Here is a 14434-nt window from a genome sequence, read left to right as displayed (position 1 = left end):
CAGGAGGGTGGCGAGCAGCTCGGCGATGGCGGGGCCGGCGTCGGCGGGGCGGCGGAGCTGTTCCCCTCGGGCGGCTCGGGGGCGCTGCGCGTCGGCGCGGGTGGGGCTGGCAAGCTGTGCTGGTCGGGGCGCCGCCGGGCGCCCCTCGGCGAGGGGGGGTACTCGTGGTGGATGGACCGGCGGCTCGGCGCGTGCCTCCTCTGGATCCGCAGGTGCGGGCTGCGGTCGCGGCCGCTGGGGAGCGGGCGCGGCAGGTGCTCACCCCGGAGTGCCTGGCGGCATGGCAGGAGCGGGACGCCGCTGACCGGCCCCGCCCGACGCTCGACCGGTTGCGCGATGACGGCCGGTTCGAGGTGACGGAGCTGCGCGTGCCGCGGGCCGACGGCGGGGACGACGTCACGCTCGTCAGCGCACGGCCGGCCGGGGTTCGCGAGGAGCTGCCGCTGCTCTACTACCTGCACGGCGGCGGGATGGTGACGGGCAACGCGTGGTCCGTCCTGCCACGGTTGCTGCGCGGGTGGGCGCTGCCCCTGGGGTTGGCGGTCGTGTCCGTCGAGTACCCGCTGGCACCGCGCACCCGCTTCCCCGGAGCCGTCGAGGCCTGTTACGCCGGACTCGTCTGGGCGGCCGAGCACGCGGGTGCGCTGGGCGTGGACGCGCGGCGCGTGGTCATCGGCGGCAAGAGCGCCGGCGGCGGGCTCGCCGCGGCGCTGGCCCTGCTGACCCGCGACCGGGGTGGTCCGGCGCCGGTCGGCCAGCTGCTGCTGAGCCCGATGCTCGACGACCGCGGCGACACCTTCTCCAGCCACCAGATGGCCGGCCACGACACCTGGCACCGCACCTCCAACGCCACCGCCTGGCAGGCCCTGCTCGGCCACCGGTACGGCGCCGCCGACCTCTCGCCGTACGCCGCTCCGGCCCGCGCCACCGACCTGTCCCGGCTGCCCGCGGCGTACGTCGAGGCCGGGTCCGCCGAGACGTTCCGGGACGAGGCCGTCGCCTACGCCAACGCGATCTGGCAGGCGGGCGGCGAGGCCGAACTGCACGTGTGGCCTGGCGCCTGCCACGGTTTCGACACCCTCGCCCCGCACGCCGCCATCGCCCGGGACGCCCACGACGCCCGCACCCGCTGGCTGCGGCGCATCCTCCAACGGTGAGCCGGGCTCGGACCGGCAGTCACGGGGCAGGCCCGTCCTCGGCCGGTCCGGCGCCGCTCGGGTCCGCCCGGACGCCGACCCGCCCGACCGGTCAGAGCCAGCCGCGCTCGTCGGCGACCCGCAGGGCCTCGGTGCGGTTGCGGGTGCCGGTCTTGGCGATGGCGGAGGAGAAGTAGTTGCGGACCGTTCCCTCGGACAGGTAGAGCTTGGCGGCGATCTCGGCCACGCCGGCACCCGGGCGGGAGGCGTTCAGCACGTCGCGTTCGCGGGCGGTGAGCGGGGAGGCGCCCGCCGCGAGGGTGGCGGCGGCCAGTTCCGGGTCCACCACCCGCTCCCCCGCCGCGACCCGGCGGATCGCGTCGGCCAGCACCTCGGCCGGAGCGTCCTTGACCACGAACCCGACCGCGCCCGCCTCCATGGCGCGGCGCAGGTAGCCCGCGCGGCCGAAGGTGGTGAGGATGACCACCCGGCACCACGGCGCCTGCTGGGCCAGCACGGCGGCTGCCGCCAGGCCGTCCAGTCCGGGCATCTCGATGTCGAGCAGGGCGATGTCCGGCCGGTGCTCCCGGGCCGCCTCCACGACCTGGTCGCCGCGGCCGACGGCGGCGACCACCGCGAAGTCGTCCTCCAGGTCGAGCAGGGTGCGCAGCGCGGTGCGGACCAGTTCCTGGTCCTCGGCGAGCAGCAGGCGGATCGTCATGTCGTCCCTTCGTGGCCGGAGGCGGGCCCGCCGGGGTGCGGACCGCCCGACGGGACGGTGACCGCCAGCCGCCAGCCGCGCGGGTCCAGCGGGCCGGCCTCGACCGTACCGCCCGCCGCGGCGACCCGTTCCCGCAGTCCGGTCAGGCCCTTGCCGTCGACCGTGACGCCCAATCCGTTTCCGCCCCCGGTGCCGTCGTCGCGGATCTCCATCGAGGTGGCGGTGAGCAGCACCGAGCAGCGGTCGGCCCGGGAGTGCCGGACCACGTTGGTGATCCCCTCGCGCAGCACCCAGCCGAACAGCTCGCGCTCCCCCGGCGCGACCGTGTCCGCCGCCGTCGGAAGGTCGGCCACCACCCCGGCGGCGCGCAGCAGTTCGCGTCCGCGGGCGAGTTCGCCGGCCAGGGTCACCTCGCGGTAGCCGGTGACGGCGGTGCGGACGTCGGACAGCGCCTGGCGGGACAGCGTCTCCACGGCGGCCATCTCCGCCACCGCCTGGTCCAGGTCCAAGCCCGCGAGCCGCTGGGCGAGGCGGGACTTGACGGTGATCGCGGTGAGCGAGTGCCCCAGCAGGTCGTGCAGGTCCCGGGCGATCCGGTTGCGCTCGGCCTCCGAGGCGAGCCGCGCCACCTCGGCCCGGGCGGCGACCAGGGCGTTGTTGGTGGCAGCGATCTCGGCGAAGGCGCCGCAGGTGAGGGAGGTGAACAGCAGGGCCAGGGCCTGGAATCCGCCGGGCCCGGTGTGCCAGGGGCGCACCGCCCAGGGCACCACCAGCGCGGCCACCGCCCCGGCCGCCACCGCCCGGGCGGCCTGCTCGCGCCACTGGATCGCGATCGCGGAGACGACCACGGTGGCGAGGAAGAAGGCACCCTCGTGGGCGAACGGCAGCGCGGCCAGGAACAGCGCCGTCATCACCGCCAACAGCGGCGCCATCCAGCGCCGTCGGCCCCGCCCGAGGGCGAGGACCAGCAGCGCGTAGCAGAGGCAGAACGCGGCGACCACGGCGTACCCGGCCACCGCGGCCGCGCCGGAGACGGTGCCGCCCACGGCCACGGCGGTGAGCCCGGGGAAGACCAACATCCCGCTGCCCAGCAGGAGGCGCCGCCAGCCCCGCCCCCAGTACGGGACGGGGCTCGGCACGCGCTCACGGCCGAGGGCGGTGGTCGCGCGCTCTTCGCCCGCGCGCTCGCGGTCGCGATCGATGTCGAGGTCGCGATCGTGCTCGCGATCGATGTCGAGATCGGTCATCCCTGGGTCCCCCTCCTCAGAGCCTGGCGAACAGGCTACGCAGGTGCCGCCCGTTGACCACCGCGGCCACGCCCAGCAGGGCGAGCCCGCAGACGCCCTGCTCGACCTTCATCCACACCGGGAAGGTCCCCGGCAGGGCGATGATCGTGGCGATGGCGACGAGCATCACGGCCGAGAGGATCCGCAGCCGCCGGAAGGCGCTCCGGGAGCCGTTGGCGGCCCGGACGGTCAGCAGGAGGGTGAGGGCGGCACTGGCCACGACGATGGTGCCGCGGACCAGGACCGCCGGGTTGACCACCGTGTGGTGGTCGCGGAGGGCGATGGCTGCCGCCAGCGTGACGACGCTGAGGCCGAGGTAGGCGAGCACGAGCCGCCTCACGGTGCGGAAGGCCCGACGGGTGTCGGGGTGCTGCGGGTCGGTGGAGGTCATGGCGTCCATGCTGGTGGCCGGCCCGGTGCACGGGGCAGTGTGTTCGCGCACCGGCCCACCGTGACAATTGTCAGCGTCGCCGGGCCCCCGCCGGCGGCTCCGCGTCCAGCAGGCGCACCATGTGCAGCTTCGCGACCGCCCGCCCGTCGACCAGGACGGCCCTCGGCTCCCGCCCCCACACCTCGAAGCCGCAGACGGTGTAGAGCCGCAGGGCCGGCTCGTTGCCCTCCGAGACGGTCAGCAGCACCTGCCGCAGCCGCCCGTCCTGCGCTGCCGTGTGCAGCACCTCGTCCACCAGGGCGCGGCCGATCCCGCGGCCGGCGGCGCTGCGGGCCACCGCCATGCCGTACAGCGTGCCCTTGTGCCGCTCCTGGCCGCGCGGCGGCACCCTCAGCCCGGCGGTGCCGACCAGCGCGCCGGTGCCGTCGAAGGCGCCGATCAGCGCGCCCGGCCCGTCCTCGGCCTCGGCCAGCCGGCGCAGCGTCGCGGACAGCGGCTTGCCGGCCTCCTCGGCGTGGCTGGAGGTGAAGGCGGTCGGTGTCTCGCGCAGCGCCGCCAGCCGGAAGGCCCGGTACGGTTCGGCGTCCGCGCTGCGGAGGCGGCGCAGCTCCACGGGACGCCGGCCGCGCTCAGCCGAGGCTGACACGGGTGCACCTCGTCACGTACGGCAGAGCGATCTCCTCCCGGCCGGCCAGGTCCGGGTGGGTGGCCAGCAGTTGCTCGACGTCGGCCAGCAGACGGACCCGCTCGTCCTCCGGCAGCGCGATCACATAGCTGCGCGAGGCGACCATGTCGACGATCCCGGCCCGGGTGGTGACGTGCTCCCAGCGGATCTCCAACCGCTCGGGCGGGCCGAACGGCGCCGGCAGGACCGGCCGGGTGTCGATCCGCTGCCGCGCCGAACGGTGCATCAGCACGCCGAGCGCGGCGGCCCACGGCTCGGACTCGTCCCGGACGTTCCACACCAGCGCGAGCGTCCCGCCGGGGGCGAGCACCCGGGCGATCTCCGGCACCGCGACCGCCGGGTCGAACCAGTGCCAGGCCTGCGCCACCACCACGGCGTCCACACTGCCGTCCGGCAGCGGGATGCGCTCGGCCGAGCCGGCCCGGACCGCCGCCTTCGGCACCGCCGCGGCCAGCTGCGCCCGCATCCCCTCGTCGGGCTCGACCGCCACCACGTCCAGGCCCGCCCCGGCCAGCAGCCCGGTCAACTTGCCCGTCCCGGCGCCCAGATCGAGCACCCTCCGGGCCTCCCGCGGCACCGCCGAACCGATCAGCGCCTGCGGATAGCCCGGCCGGCCGTGCTGGTAAGCCTCCGCCGCCGCCCCGAACGACCGCGCCCGCAGCCGCCCGGCCCACCGCCTGGTCGCCCCCTGCCGCGTCATCCCGCAGGCCCGCCCGATCTCCTCCCAGGTCGCCTCCCGCCCGCGCCGCAGCTCCTCCACCAGCCCCGTCCGCCGCTCCTCCAGCGCCTCGATCACGCCCGACAGCCGCCGCAACCCCTCCACTCCGCCCCCATCGGCCACATCCTCCGCCACCCGCCGACCAAGATCACTCGTGTCCATGGCCAGGCACTGTACGGACTCGCGGAGGAGATCGTCAACATCCATTGCGCATTCACGCAACATTTGTTGCCTTCGGTTGCGCCACCGGCCCCGGCCGTGGTGCGGCCGGGGCCCGTCAGCGACCCGCCGTCACAGCGGTCGGAGGGTGAGCGCGAACTGGGGAAGCGCCAGCAGGAGCAGGGCGGTGCCGGTCTCGATCCAGCGGTACTTCGCGCGGATGATCGCGCTGGTGCCGGCCAGCGCAGAGAGCAGCGGCCCCGTCGGATCGTGCCCGGCCCGCTCGAAGGCGCGGTGCAGCCGCTCGGGGCCCGCGCCCGGGGTGATGTGCCCGAAGTACCCCGGGCCGGCCACGCCACCCCTCCGCCCCTTGCGGTGGCGCGGCACGAGCGCGGAGGCGAAGCAGCCGACGGCCAGCAGGGCGCTGGCCACGGCGCTCCACCGCAGGAGCGGTACGGCCCAGGCCAGGGAGCCGGGACCGGCGCCGCCGTCCAGGGGGACGAAGGTGGCGAGCACCGCACCGGTGAACGCCAGGAACACGGCGGCCTTGGTGTCGGCCCGGACGAGCTCGGCGCTGTTGGCCGCCATCAGGCGCTCCATCGCCGACACGGAGGACGGGCTGGACACTGCTGTCGGCCCGGTGGGCCTGCGGCTCCTTCCCACGGAGCGCCGGCGGGGCCCGGCGGCCATGCGCCGACGCGGCTGTCGGTGCACGCGCGCCCCCGTCACCGCGGGCTCCCGTTCGGTACGCCGCCGGCCCAGCCGTTGACGTGCGGGCGAATCTTGACGAAGTCCGGCCCAGGGGCCTGCGGGGCCGGACCGGGGACCTGCCGTCCGAGGGACACCAGACGGTCGCGCAGCACCTTGGAGATCTCCTCCTGCTCCTGCGTCGTCAGCTTGCCCAGCATGCCTGCCATCTGGTCCTGCCAGGTGGTCTCGCCGCGGAGCAGGTCGGCGTGGATGACCACCCAGTCCAGGACGTCGCGCACCTCGTCGGGCTTCCTGGCGAGCCAGAGCCCGGCGAGCGCGAGCGGGCCGTCCTGGACGGCCCGTCGGCAGAAGGCGTACTCCTCCTGGCTCTTGGCCGTCCAGTCGAAGGGCACGTCCATCGCGTCGGGCTCTCCGAGCCTCAGTTCGTTGCCGTGCTCACGGGCGAAGACATCCGTGACGCGATAGCCCAGGCCGAAGTGGGGCAGCGCGTACGGCGCCGCAAGGTACTGCACCAGTTCATCGGGGCCCAGCCTGGTCTGTGCGGCGGCGAACTGGTCGTTGAGCTGGCGCAGGCGGCCTTCGAGGTCCTTTCGGACCGGCAGCCAGCCCCGGCTGGTCCGGGTCCGAACGGCCTGCGCGGCATCCTGGACCCACCACAGGACGTGCACCTCCACCGATTCCGTACCGTACGGGGTGGGGAGACGCACTGCCCGGACGCCCGGCCGCTCGTCCAGCTCCACCAGGTACGCCCGGTCGAACCCGCGCAGTCCCAGCCGCGCGGCGGATCCGCCTTGCTCCCCCACGTCAGCCGGTCTCGTACGGCTCTCCCCCAGCCGGTGGTACATCCCGGCCCGGTCCCGCAGGACCAGGGCCCGGTCGCGCCGTCCGGACCAGCGGTGCCAGAGGATCTCACGCCAGGGGGCTCGGGTGGCCTGGGTGTAGACGGGCGGGTCGTTCTCGACGGTCATCGGGGTCCTCCGAAGGCAAGGGCGGAGCGGTACGACTGCGGCTCGCCACGCCGCCAGGCCTCCAGGGCGTGCTGGGCGATGTCGCGGCCGACCAGGTCGGGGTTGTCGCTGCGGTCGATCTCGACCATCAGCCTCAGTTCGCCAGAACGCATCTCCCGGGCGAGCGCCGTGAGCAGCGTTTCCATGGCCTCGCGGAGCGGTTCGTCGCAGACCGCCTGGTGACACCAACCGAGCAGCTTGTCACCGGTATCGGTGAACAGGCTGTTCTCGTTTAGGGACCTTCTGACGAACATAATTACGCCATCACCGAATTCGCCGCCGGGGCCCAACTGTTGCTGGAACCAGAACGGGTCATAGAGCAGACCTGGGAACGTCGTGAGCGCGAGCTCGGTGTCACGCCCCGGCCGATCCACCCACTCCATGAGCTTCCGGAATACGGCCGTCTGGTTTCCGCCCACAAACAGGCTCTGCAGTGACCAGCGAACCATCGTGGCAACCGCGCCCTCCTCCCCGTCCTCCCCGCGGAAGCAATGCTGAAGCAGTGAGAGCGCGAATTCCGGCCGGGCTGCTCCGAAGTCTCCACCGCAGGCCCCGGCCACGGTCGACCGAAGTTGCCAACCACCCTTGAAGCTCCAGCTGTTGAGGCGGTACTTCACCTCGCCGATGAGGATTGGGTCTTGGGCCGCGATCCCCAGCGCGTGCGCGGCGATATTCCGGCTCTGCGCATATTCGGATCGAGCCAGATTGCGAATATGGGTCAATGCCCGACGGGCACCGCTCCAACCCGCAGCCATCCCCACCGCACGACCCATCGGTTCAGTCAGGTCGAATTCGGCAGCAGGGGCCGTGTTGATCCACTCGGTCAAAAGACTCGACACCTCTCTGTACTGCCGCCATACGTGCCGCAGCACCGTCTCCGCCTGCCGGTGCCGTTTGAAGCGGATCGGATCCACCGTGTAGGCGTAGCCTGAGGTCCTCCGCGTCTCACCGGGCGCACACTCGGCCCGAATGGCTGCCAACAAGTCGTCCAGCGACCGCCGGAAGACGAACCGGGGATTCGGCTGCGGCGACTCGCCGCGCTCAAGCCGGCTCTGCTCCCCCTGCCCCTCCGCGCCAGCCCGCAGTACCGCGTCCAGTCGGCCGTCAGCGAGTTTGAGCAGCCGGTCGGTCTCATCCCGGATGATCCGGTGGTCGAGCCCTTCCAGGACACTCGTCACCAGCAGGAAAGCCAGCGCGTCCGGGTCCTCGCGGAGCTCCTTCACGAGGTCCGGGACCTCTGTCTCTGCAAGGAAGCTGAGTCGCTGGCCGAGGTCGGCCAGTTCAGAGTCGTCCTCGCGGGCCCGAGTCACCTCGTCGACGAGCTCGGCGACCTGGGCCGGCACCAGCTGGGGCGCCAGCAGCTCGTCAAGGTCCGGCCCCAGCCGATCCAGCAGGTCCCGGCGTAGCCCATCGTCAGGCAGTACGGCCTCCAGTCGCGCGTCGAAGACCGCACGAGGCGACGGAGGCACGTAGCGCACCGGGCTGATGTCCATCTCACGGATGAGACGGCGGAGCACACTCGGATCGTGCGGCAACAGCACCACCATGCAGGCGTTGGCCTTCTCCAAGCGGACGCGCAGCTTGGCGATCGCCGTGGGGCCGAGCGGGACCGTGGGCGACAGTCCGTGCACCAGGTACCCGCTAGCCTCACTGTGGGTGGGCCGCCAGGAGGAAAGGTCCGAGTCGCTGTCGAGTGCGCGCAGGGCCACGCTGTTTCCGCTGGACTCGAACAGCAGGTTGAGGGCCGTGGTGCGACGCCCCGTGTCGGGTTCACCGGCAAGGAAGAGCAGGCGGGTGCCGAGCGCCCTCAGTCCCTCGGGGAAAGAGTCCGGCTCCGCGAATCCGGCCTGAGCAGCCAGGATCTCCATCGGGGAGATGGGGCCGTCCTGCGCCTCCACCCGCTCGCCGCCACCCGGGGCAGCCGCGGCGCCGCCGTTCTCGACGCGCTGGCCGCCGTGCACCGAGCCGGTGTTGATGTTGCCGCCCGGCGCGAAGATGAACTGCCCACGGCCCGCTCCCCAGGCGGCGATTCGGTCCGCGAAGTCGCCTTCGAGGTCGTCCAGGTCGAGGTCGTCCGGCGCGCCGGACGGCCCTTCGATGGCCCGGCGCTCGTTGGGGCTCACCGGTGGTGCTCGTTCTTGTCGCCGTGGACGGTGTCCCCGCTCTTGTCGCCCCGAACGAAGTCGCCACCGAAGCCTCCGTACGAGTCGCCTCGCACGTTGGTGACGCTCTGACCGCCGTGCACCGTGCCGCTGTTCAGGTTGCTGCCGTCGCCACGCTGCGTCACGACCGTCCTCGGCGCCCGACGCCCCTCCGCCGGCCGGTCCCTCTTCCGGTCGTCCTGCCCCTTCGGCTCCTCCACCACGACGTCGCCGAGGATCCTGCGGTCGTACAGGTTCCCCGACGGCGCGGGCACGTACAGCCACGCCTGCTGGTCGAAGCGCTTGCCCTCGACGGTCGCCGGCACCTCGATGAAGTGGTCGGGGTGGCGCCCGGTGAAGCCGCCGGCCACCGCGTCCTGGTAGCACCGGTCGGACAGGATGGCGGCCACGTGGGTGATGCTTTCGTTGGAGGCCGCCAGCATGGCCTTCACCGGGCGGGAGTCGAGCAGCCGGTGGGTGTCGTTGCGCGGGGTGCCGTTGCCGTCGAACTCGCCGCCCGCGTCCGGGAGCGGGCCGATGTTGAGGCTGACCCGCAGCCGGATGCGCACCGTCCCGACCGAGTGCACGTTGAACTCCGTGAGGACATCCTGGAGGGTGTTCAGCCAGGGGTGGATCAGGAAGGGCATCCAGGCCGGGTCGAATCCGAACACGTACCCGTCGCCGGTCGAGTTGGGGAACCGCCGGTCCTGCCAGACCTCGGCCAGTCCGGCCCGCTCGAAGGACCACTGGAGCACCTGCGGGACGGCCTTGCTGATCACGCCGTGCTCGATCGCCGGGTACCCGGTGAAGTCCTTTGCGTCCACGGCGACGATGCCCCGGTACGGCGGGAGGTGCCTGCTGCGGCTGTACGGCAGGGCGCTGGCCTCGGGCATCGGCTGGTCGGACTCCGTCATCTCTGCTCCTCGTTGTTCTCGTGCTGACCTTGCGCCATCAAGCTTCGCGACACGGCGTCGTGCCGTGTGCTCACTCAGTGCGGAAGATCGGTGACGGAGGTCACACGAGGAGTCGACGGCCGTCAGGTGTGGAGGCGTGCGGCCGCGCGGCGGAGTGCGGGGAGGTCGCCGAGGGCGATGGACTTCCGGCCGGACTCGACGTGGTGGGCGGCCAGTGCGGTGAGGGCGGCGGTGACGGTGTTGCGGGAGACGCCGAGGTGCTGGGCCAGTTCGTCCCGGGTCAGGGCGAGTTCGATCCGGTGGCCGGTCGCCGGTGCGGTGCCCGCGGAGAGGTCGGCGAGAGCGACCAGGGCGGCCGCCAGTCGGGGTGCGACGTCGCCGCCGGTGCGGGCCAGGTCCGATTCCCGCAGCCGCCCCATGGCGTAGCGGACCATGACGGGGAACAGTTCGCGCTCGGCGACGAAGCGCAGGAAGACGGCCTTGCCGAGGACCGCGACCGTGCAGTCCGAGATCGTCTGGACGCTCGCCGAGCGAACGCCGTCGTCCAGGACGGCGACCTCCCCGAGGAGTTCGCCCGGGCCGCGGAAGGCCAGCAGCCGGACGTCCCCGTTGCGTTCCTGCCGGCTCACCTTGGCGACTCCGGCCAGCAGGGCGAGGACGTGGGTGCCCGGTTCGCCCTGGCGCAGCAGGGTGGTGCCGATCGGGTGCCTGCGCTCGAACGCCTCCTCCAGCATGCCCGTCCAGACGGCGTCGCCCATGAGGTGGCGCAGGGTCCGGCCCAGCGGACCGGGGGTGCTGCTGCCGCGATCGTTCATGCGACGACCCTAGGAGCCGCGGCTCGCGGCCGCAGCGGAATCGGGGCCTCGGGGGCGCGGCTCGCCAGGCCCGACCGCGAATCCCCTTCCGGGTGACTGTCAGGCGCCCGATTGACCGCACCCATCGCCCTAGCACGAACTCGGCGCGAGCTTGGGGGACTTGGGGAGGAAACCCTTCGCATGAGCGAATCCGGAGCGGGTCGGCGGCGCGCGGGCGGTGAGGCGAGAAGCCTGGTGGGAGGGCGGAGGCCGTTCCTGGCTGCGACTGGTGTGCGAGATGTCGGGGTTGTCCGGCAGTTTGCGACAAGTCGGTTACGGGACGGTATTTTTGACTTTAGGTCAGGATGTCCGGAACTTGGCTATGCTGCACCACCACGCCTCCGGAGCCGGTCCCCGCCTGTCCCCGTACTGTTCCGATCGTTTGAGGATGCTGAATGCTTCGAGCTGGATCGTCACTCGCCAGACGGCGCCGAGAACCCCTGCTCGGCTGGTTGTTGCCGACGGCCGTGATGGCGGCGGCCGTGGCGGTCGCCGCGGCGGTGGTGGACACCGGGGCCCGGGTCGGGGTGCTGTGGTGCGGGGCGACGGGCACCGTGCTGGTGGCCGTGGTGGCCGCCGAGTCGGCCCGCCGGGGGCGGGCGCTGAGTGAGTCCCGCGACCGGCACGCCCGGCAGGTGGAGGATTTGCAGCGCCGGCTGGCCGGGCAGGAGGACGAGCTGGACCGGCTCGCCCGGGTCGAGATGCGCAGGGTGGTCGCCGGGGCCCGGTACGGGTACTCCTTCGACGTCCTGACCCGCCCGCTGGAGGACGGCGACGCACCCGTCTCGCCGAGGTTCCGCCGGTCCCTGGTGGCCGTCGTCGAGGGCGTCGCCAAAGCCGTCGACGACGAGGTCAGCCGACGCGACTCGGCCGAGCGGGCCTTCACCAACATCGCCCGCCGGGTACAGGCCATCATCCACCGGCAGGCCAAGGACCTGCGGGAGATGGAGGACCGGCACGGCAACGACCCGGCGGTCTTCGACGACCTGCTGCGCCTGGACCACGGCAACGCGCTGACCGGCCGCCTGGCCGACAGCATCGCCGTCCTGTCCGGCGCCCGCCCCGGCCGTCAGTGGACCCGTCCGATCGCGCTCTACAGCGTGCTGCGCGGCGGCATGTCCCGGATCCTGGAGTACCAGCGGGTGGACCTGCACCCGGTGGCCCAGATCTCGGTCACCGGACCGGCCGTCGAGCCCCTGATCCACGCCGTCTCCGAACTGCTCGACAACGCCACCCGCTACTCCCCGCCGCACACCCACGTGCACCTGAGCGCCTCCGAGGTGCAGAGCGGGATGGCGATCGAGATCGAGGACGGCGGCCTCGGCCTCACCGACGAGGCCCGGATCCGCGCCGAGCGCTCGATCCGCGAGGCGATGGTCTCCAAGGACTTCGACGACCTCACCGAGTCCCCCCGGCTGGGCTTCGCCATCGTCGGCCGGCTCTGCCAGGCGTACGGCTTCCAGATCTCTCTGCGCCGCTCCGCGTACGGCGGCGTGCGGGCGGTGCTGGTCGTACCGCAGGAACTGCTCACCACCGCGCCGCCGACCGGGCGGGCGCACGGCATCGGCGCCTTCTCCGGCCCCCGGCCGCTGCCGGCGAACCCGCCCCGGCACGCGGCCCCGGGCCGTCCCTGGGACACCCGGACGACCTCGGCCGGCGTCGGGCCCTCCTACGGCTCGACCAGCCCGTGGGGGCCCTCCCCCTCCGGCCCGAGCTCCGGAGACGACGAGGTGATCGTGACCGAGTGGACGCCCAACGGCCTGCCGCAGCGCCGGCGGAGCCGCCCGATGGTGCCGCGGGGCGGTTTCGCCGGGTCCGCCCGCGCCGCCACCAAGCCCTCCGGGCCCTTGACGGGGCCGCCGGCCCAGGCCCCGCGCCCCGCCAAGGAGCCGAAGCAGCCGGGCCTGTGGCTGGAGGCCTTCATGGACGGCATCAAGGGCACCGGGCCGGGGCCGTCCGGACCGGGAGGCGCCGCACGCCCCGACGCCGGACGCACCACGGACGCCGGGCAGACGGGTGCCGGACACACCAGCGCCGCACACACCAGTGAAGAGACGGCAGGGAAAGGCGAGCAGTGATTCCGCACCGCAGCAACATGGACTGGATCCTCAACGACCTCGCGCACAGCGTCCCGTGCGTGCGCCACGTCATCGTGCTGTCCGCCGACGGCCTGCGGATCGCCCAGTACGGCACCGACCCGGACACCGCCGACCGCCTCGCCGCCGCCTGCGCCGGGCTGCAGAGCCTGGCCGGCGCGATCGGTCACGAGTTCCCGCACGGCGACGGCTCGATGCGGCTGGTGGTGATCGAGGTGGACGGCGGCTACTTCTACCTGATGGCGGCCGGTGACCGTGCCTACCTGGCGGTGCTCGCCGACGAGGGCGTGGACGCCGGGCTGGTGAGCCACCAGATGCGCGACCTGGTCGCCCGGATCGGCGAGCACCTGTCCACGCCGCCGCGCAATCCCGAGGCGGTCGCGTGAACCGGCACCCGGCCCGGCCCGCCGCCACGAGCTCCGACGGCGGTACGGGCACATGAACGAGCACAGTGAGGCGGCGGCATGACGGCCGAGCAGGGCGGCTGGGACGGCCCCGAGCCCGACCGGCTGTACGTCATCACCCGGGGCCGCAGCGGCCCCTCCGGGCCGGGGGTCTTCGACCTGGTCACCCTGATCGTCTCCCGCGCGGAGCCGACGCCCGCCCACCAGCCGGAGCACGCCGCCATCCTGCGGCTGTGCCGTTCCCCGCTCTCGGTCGCGGAGGTCTCCGCCTACCTGGAGCTGCCCGTCAGCGTGGTCACCGTCCTGCTGGCGGACCTGCTCGACGACGGGCTGATCGAGGCCCGCACCTCCGCCGTGCCCGCGGCGGAACTCCCCGACCGTGCCCTGTTGGAGGCGGTGATCCATGGACTTCAACGGCTCTGACACGGTGGCCGGGCCGGCCGGTGCGGACCTGCTGCCGGACACCGTCACCACGGCGGTCAAGGTGGTGATCGTCGGCGGCTTCGGCGTCGGCAAGACGACGCTGGTCGGCGCGGTCAGCGAGATCCGTCCGCTGACCACCGAGGAGACCATGACCCAGGCCGGGGTCGGGGTGGACGACCCGACCGGGGTCGAGCAGAAGACCTCCACCACCGTGGCCATGGACTTCGGCCGGATCAGCATCAGCGACCGGCTCGTGCTGTACGTCTTCGGCACCCCCGGCCAGGAGCGGTTCTGGTTCCTCTGGAACGGCCTGTTCGAGGGCGCCCTGGGCGCGGTGGTGCTGGTGGACACCCGCCGGCTGGAGGTCAGCTTCGAGGTGATCGGGCGGCTGGAGGAGCGCGGTGTGCCCTTCGTGGTGGCCGTCAACGGCTTCCCGGGGGCGCCGTCCGTCCCGCTCGACGAGCTGCGCGGCGCGCTGGATCTGCCGCCCGAGGTGCCGATCGTCGCCTGCGACGCGCGCAGCAGGGAGTCCGGCCGGGACACCCTGATGGCTCTGATGCACCACCTGTACGAACTGACCGCCCCGGCCACCACCGGCTGACCCGACGGCCCGTCGACCCGGCAGTCCGCCGGCCCGATGCCCGTCACCGACCCCCCCGCGACCGGAGACCTCGTGACCACCCCGATCCCCGAACCCGCCGCCCCCGTCGGCGGCCCCTCCCCCGCGCCGGCCACCGTCCCGCCGCCCCGCTGCCCGGCCCACGCGGCCGGCGGAATCGCCCCGACCG

Annotated in this window: 15 protein-coding genes; 5 read left to right on the top strand and 10 right to left on the bottom strand. The window is 73.3% G+C overall.

The window, feature by feature from the left end; all coding sequences use genetic code 11:
* Window positions 1–212: 212 nt before the first annotated feature.
* Window positions 213–1157 (top strand): alpha/beta hydrolase, encoded by a 945-nt coding sequence (locus KS423_RS20870; protein WP_224281086.1) that lies wholly within the window; start codon window positions 213–215, stop codon window positions 1155–1157.
* 91 nt (window positions 1158–1248) lie between these two features.
* On the opposite strand, the gene KS423_RS20865 is transcribed toward KS423_RS20870, so the two are convergent.
* From KS423_RS20865 to KS423_RS20820, 10 genes are all read right to left on the bottom strand, one after another.
* On the bottom strand, window positions 1249–1857 hold the full coding sequence (locus KS423_RS20865; RefSeq protein ID WP_224281085.1) for a response regulator: 609 nt from the start codon (window positions 1855–1857) through the stop codon (window positions 1249–1251).
* Window positions 1854–3104, bottom strand: a complete 1251-nt coding sequence (locus tag KS423_RS20860) for a sensor histidine kinase (protein ID WP_224281084.1) — start codon at window positions 3102–3104, stop codon at window positions 1854–1856. The genes KS423_RS20865 and KS423_RS20860 overlap by 4 nt, the downstream gene beginning before the upstream one ends.
* Window positions 3105–3120: 16 nt before the next feature.
* Window positions 3121–3585 (bottom strand): hypothetical protein, encoded by a 465-nt coding sequence (locus KS423_RS20855; protein ID WP_224281083.1) that lies wholly within the window; start codon window positions 3583–3585, stop codon window positions 3121–3123.
* 19 nt (window positions 3586–3604) lie between these two features.
* Window positions 3605–4180, bottom strand: a complete 576-nt coding sequence (locus KS423_RS20850) for a GNAT family N-acetyltransferase (RefSeq protein ID WP_224281082.1) — start codon at window positions 4178–4180, stop codon at window positions 3605–3607.
* Window positions 4164–5099, bottom strand: a complete 936-nt coding sequence (locus KS423_RS20845) for a class I SAM-dependent methyltransferase (protein WP_224281081.1) — start codon at window positions 5097–5099, stop codon at window positions 4164–4166. Before KS423_RS20845 ends, KS423_RS20850 begins: the two co-directional genes overlap by 17 nt.
* A gap of 129 nt (window positions 5100–5228) precedes the next feature.
* Entirely contained in the window at window positions 5229–5684 is a 456-nt protein-coding gene (locus tag KS423_RS20840) for a Pycsar system effector family protein (RefSeq protein ID WP_224281080.1), read from the bottom strand.
* Window positions 5685–5821: 137 nt separating this feature from the next.
* Window positions 5822–6775, bottom strand: coding sequence for a hypothetical protein (locus KS423_RS20835; RefSeq protein WP_224281079.1), 954 nt, complete (start codon window positions 6773–6775; stop codon window positions 5822–5824).
* Entirely contained in the window at window positions 6772–8937 is a 2166-nt protein-coding gene (locus tag KS423_RS20830; RefSeq protein ID WP_224281078.1) for a hypothetical protein, read from the bottom strand. The genes KS423_RS20835 and KS423_RS20830 overlap by 4 nt, the downstream gene beginning before the upstream one ends.
* On the bottom strand, window positions 8934–9869 hold the full coding sequence (locus tag KS423_RS20825) for a hypothetical protein (protein ID WP_224281077.1): 936 nt from the start codon (window positions 9867–9869) through the stop codon (window positions 8934–8936). Before KS423_RS20825 ends, KS423_RS20830 begins: the two co-directional genes overlap by 4 nt.
* Window positions 9870–9991: 122 nt before the next feature.
* Window positions 9992–10684: a Crp/Fnr family transcriptional regulator gene (locus KS423_RS20820; RefSeq protein ID WP_224281076.1), complete on the bottom strand. Its 693-nt coding sequence runs from the start codon at window positions 10682–10684 to the stop codon at window positions 9992–9994.
* A gap of 434 nt (window positions 10685–11118) precedes the next feature.
* Between KS423_RS20820 and KS423_RS20815 the strand changes: the two genes are divergently transcribed.
* The 4 genes from KS423_RS20815 to KS423_RS20800 all read left to right on the top strand — a co-directional run bounded on the left by KS423_RS20815 (window position 11119) and on the right by KS423_RS20800 (window position 14247).
* Window positions 11119–12801, top strand: coding sequence for an ATP-binding protein (locus KS423_RS20815; protein ID WP_224281075.1), 1683 nt, complete (start codon window positions 11119–11121; stop codon window positions 12799–12801).
* A gap of 17 nt (window positions 12802–12818) precedes the next feature.
* Window positions 12819–13205: a roadblock/LC7 domain-containing protein gene (locus KS423_RS20810; protein ID WP_181970384.1), complete on the top strand. Its 387-nt coding sequence runs from the start codon at window positions 12819–12821 to the stop codon at window positions 13203–13205.
* 78 nt (window positions 13206–13283) lie between these two features.
* Window positions 13284–13646 carry a DUF742 domain-containing protein gene (locus KS423_RS20805; protein ID WP_224281074.1) on the top strand — a complete coding sequence of 121 codons (363 nt, stop codon included), beginning with the start codon at window positions 13284–13286 and terminating at the stop codon, window positions 13644–13646.
* The gene (locus KS423_RS20800) at window positions 13627–14247 is read left to right on the top strand and encodes an ATP/GTP-binding protein (RefSeq protein ID WP_224281073.1); all 621 of its coding nucleotides are present in this window, start codon (window positions 13627–13629) and stop codon (window positions 14245–14247) included. Before KS423_RS20805 ends, KS423_RS20800 begins: the two co-directional genes overlap by 20 nt.
* Window positions 14248–14434: the final 187 nt, after the last annotated feature.

The sequence above is a fragment of the Streptomyces sp. LS1784 genome, from assembly GCF_020103755.1.
Taxonomy (GTDB): domain Bacteria; phylum Actinomycetota; class Actinomycetes; order Streptomycetales; family Streptomycetaceae; genus Kitasatospora.
Note: the sequence above shows the minus strand (reverse complement) of the source record. Positions and strands in the feature narration are given on the sequence as shown.

What these genes read in the sequence shown, in the direction of transcription:
- KS423_RS20865 (WP_224281085.1), bottom strand. Translation starts at nt 1,857, where the DNA reads ATGACGATCCGCCTGCTGCTCGCCGAGGACCAGGAACTGGTCCGCACC.
- KS423_RS20860 (WP_224281084.1), bottom strand. Translation starts at nt 3,104, where the DNA reads ATGACCGATCTCGACATCGATCGCGAGCACGATCGCGACCTCGACATC.
- KS423_RS20845 (WP_224281081.1), bottom strand. Translation starts at nt 5,099, where the DNA reads ATGGACACGAGTGATCTTGGTCGGCGGGTGGCGGAGGATGTGGCCGAT.
- KS423_RS20840 (WP_224281080.1), bottom strand. Translation starts at nt 5,684, where the DNA reads ATGGCGGCCAACAGCGCCGAGCTCGTCCGGGCCGACACCAAGGCCGCC.
- KS423_RS20835 (WP_224281079.1), bottom strand. Translation starts at nt 6,775, where the DNA reads ATGACCGTCGAGAACGACCCGCCCGTCTACACCCAGGCCACCCGAGCC.
- KS423_RS20825 (WP_224281077.1), bottom strand. Translation starts at nt 9,869, where the DNA reads ATGACGGAGTCCGACCAGCCGATGCCCGAGGCCAGCGCCCTGCCGTAC.
- KS423_RS20820 (WP_224281076.1), bottom strand. Translation starts at nt 10,684, where the DNA reads ATGAACGATCGCGGCAGCAGCACCCCCGGTCCGCTGGGCCGGACCCTG.
- KS423_RS20815 (WP_224281075.1), top strand. Translation starts at nt 11,119, where the DNA reads ATGCTTCGAGCTGGATCGTCACTCGCCAGACGGCGCCGAGAACCCCTG.
- KS423_RS20810 (WP_181970384.1), top strand. Translation starts at nt 12,819, where the DNA reads ATGGACTGGATCCTCAACGACCTCGCGCACAGCGTCCCGTGCGTGCGC.
- KS423_RS20805 (WP_224281074.1), top strand. Translation starts at nt 13,284, where the DNA reads ATGACGGCCGAGCAGGGCGGCTGGGACGGCCCCGAGCCCGACCGGCTG.
- KS423_RS20800 (WP_224281073.1), top strand. Translation starts at nt 13,627, where the DNA reads ATGGACTTCAACGGCTCTGACACGGTGGCCGGGCCGGCCGGTGCGGAC.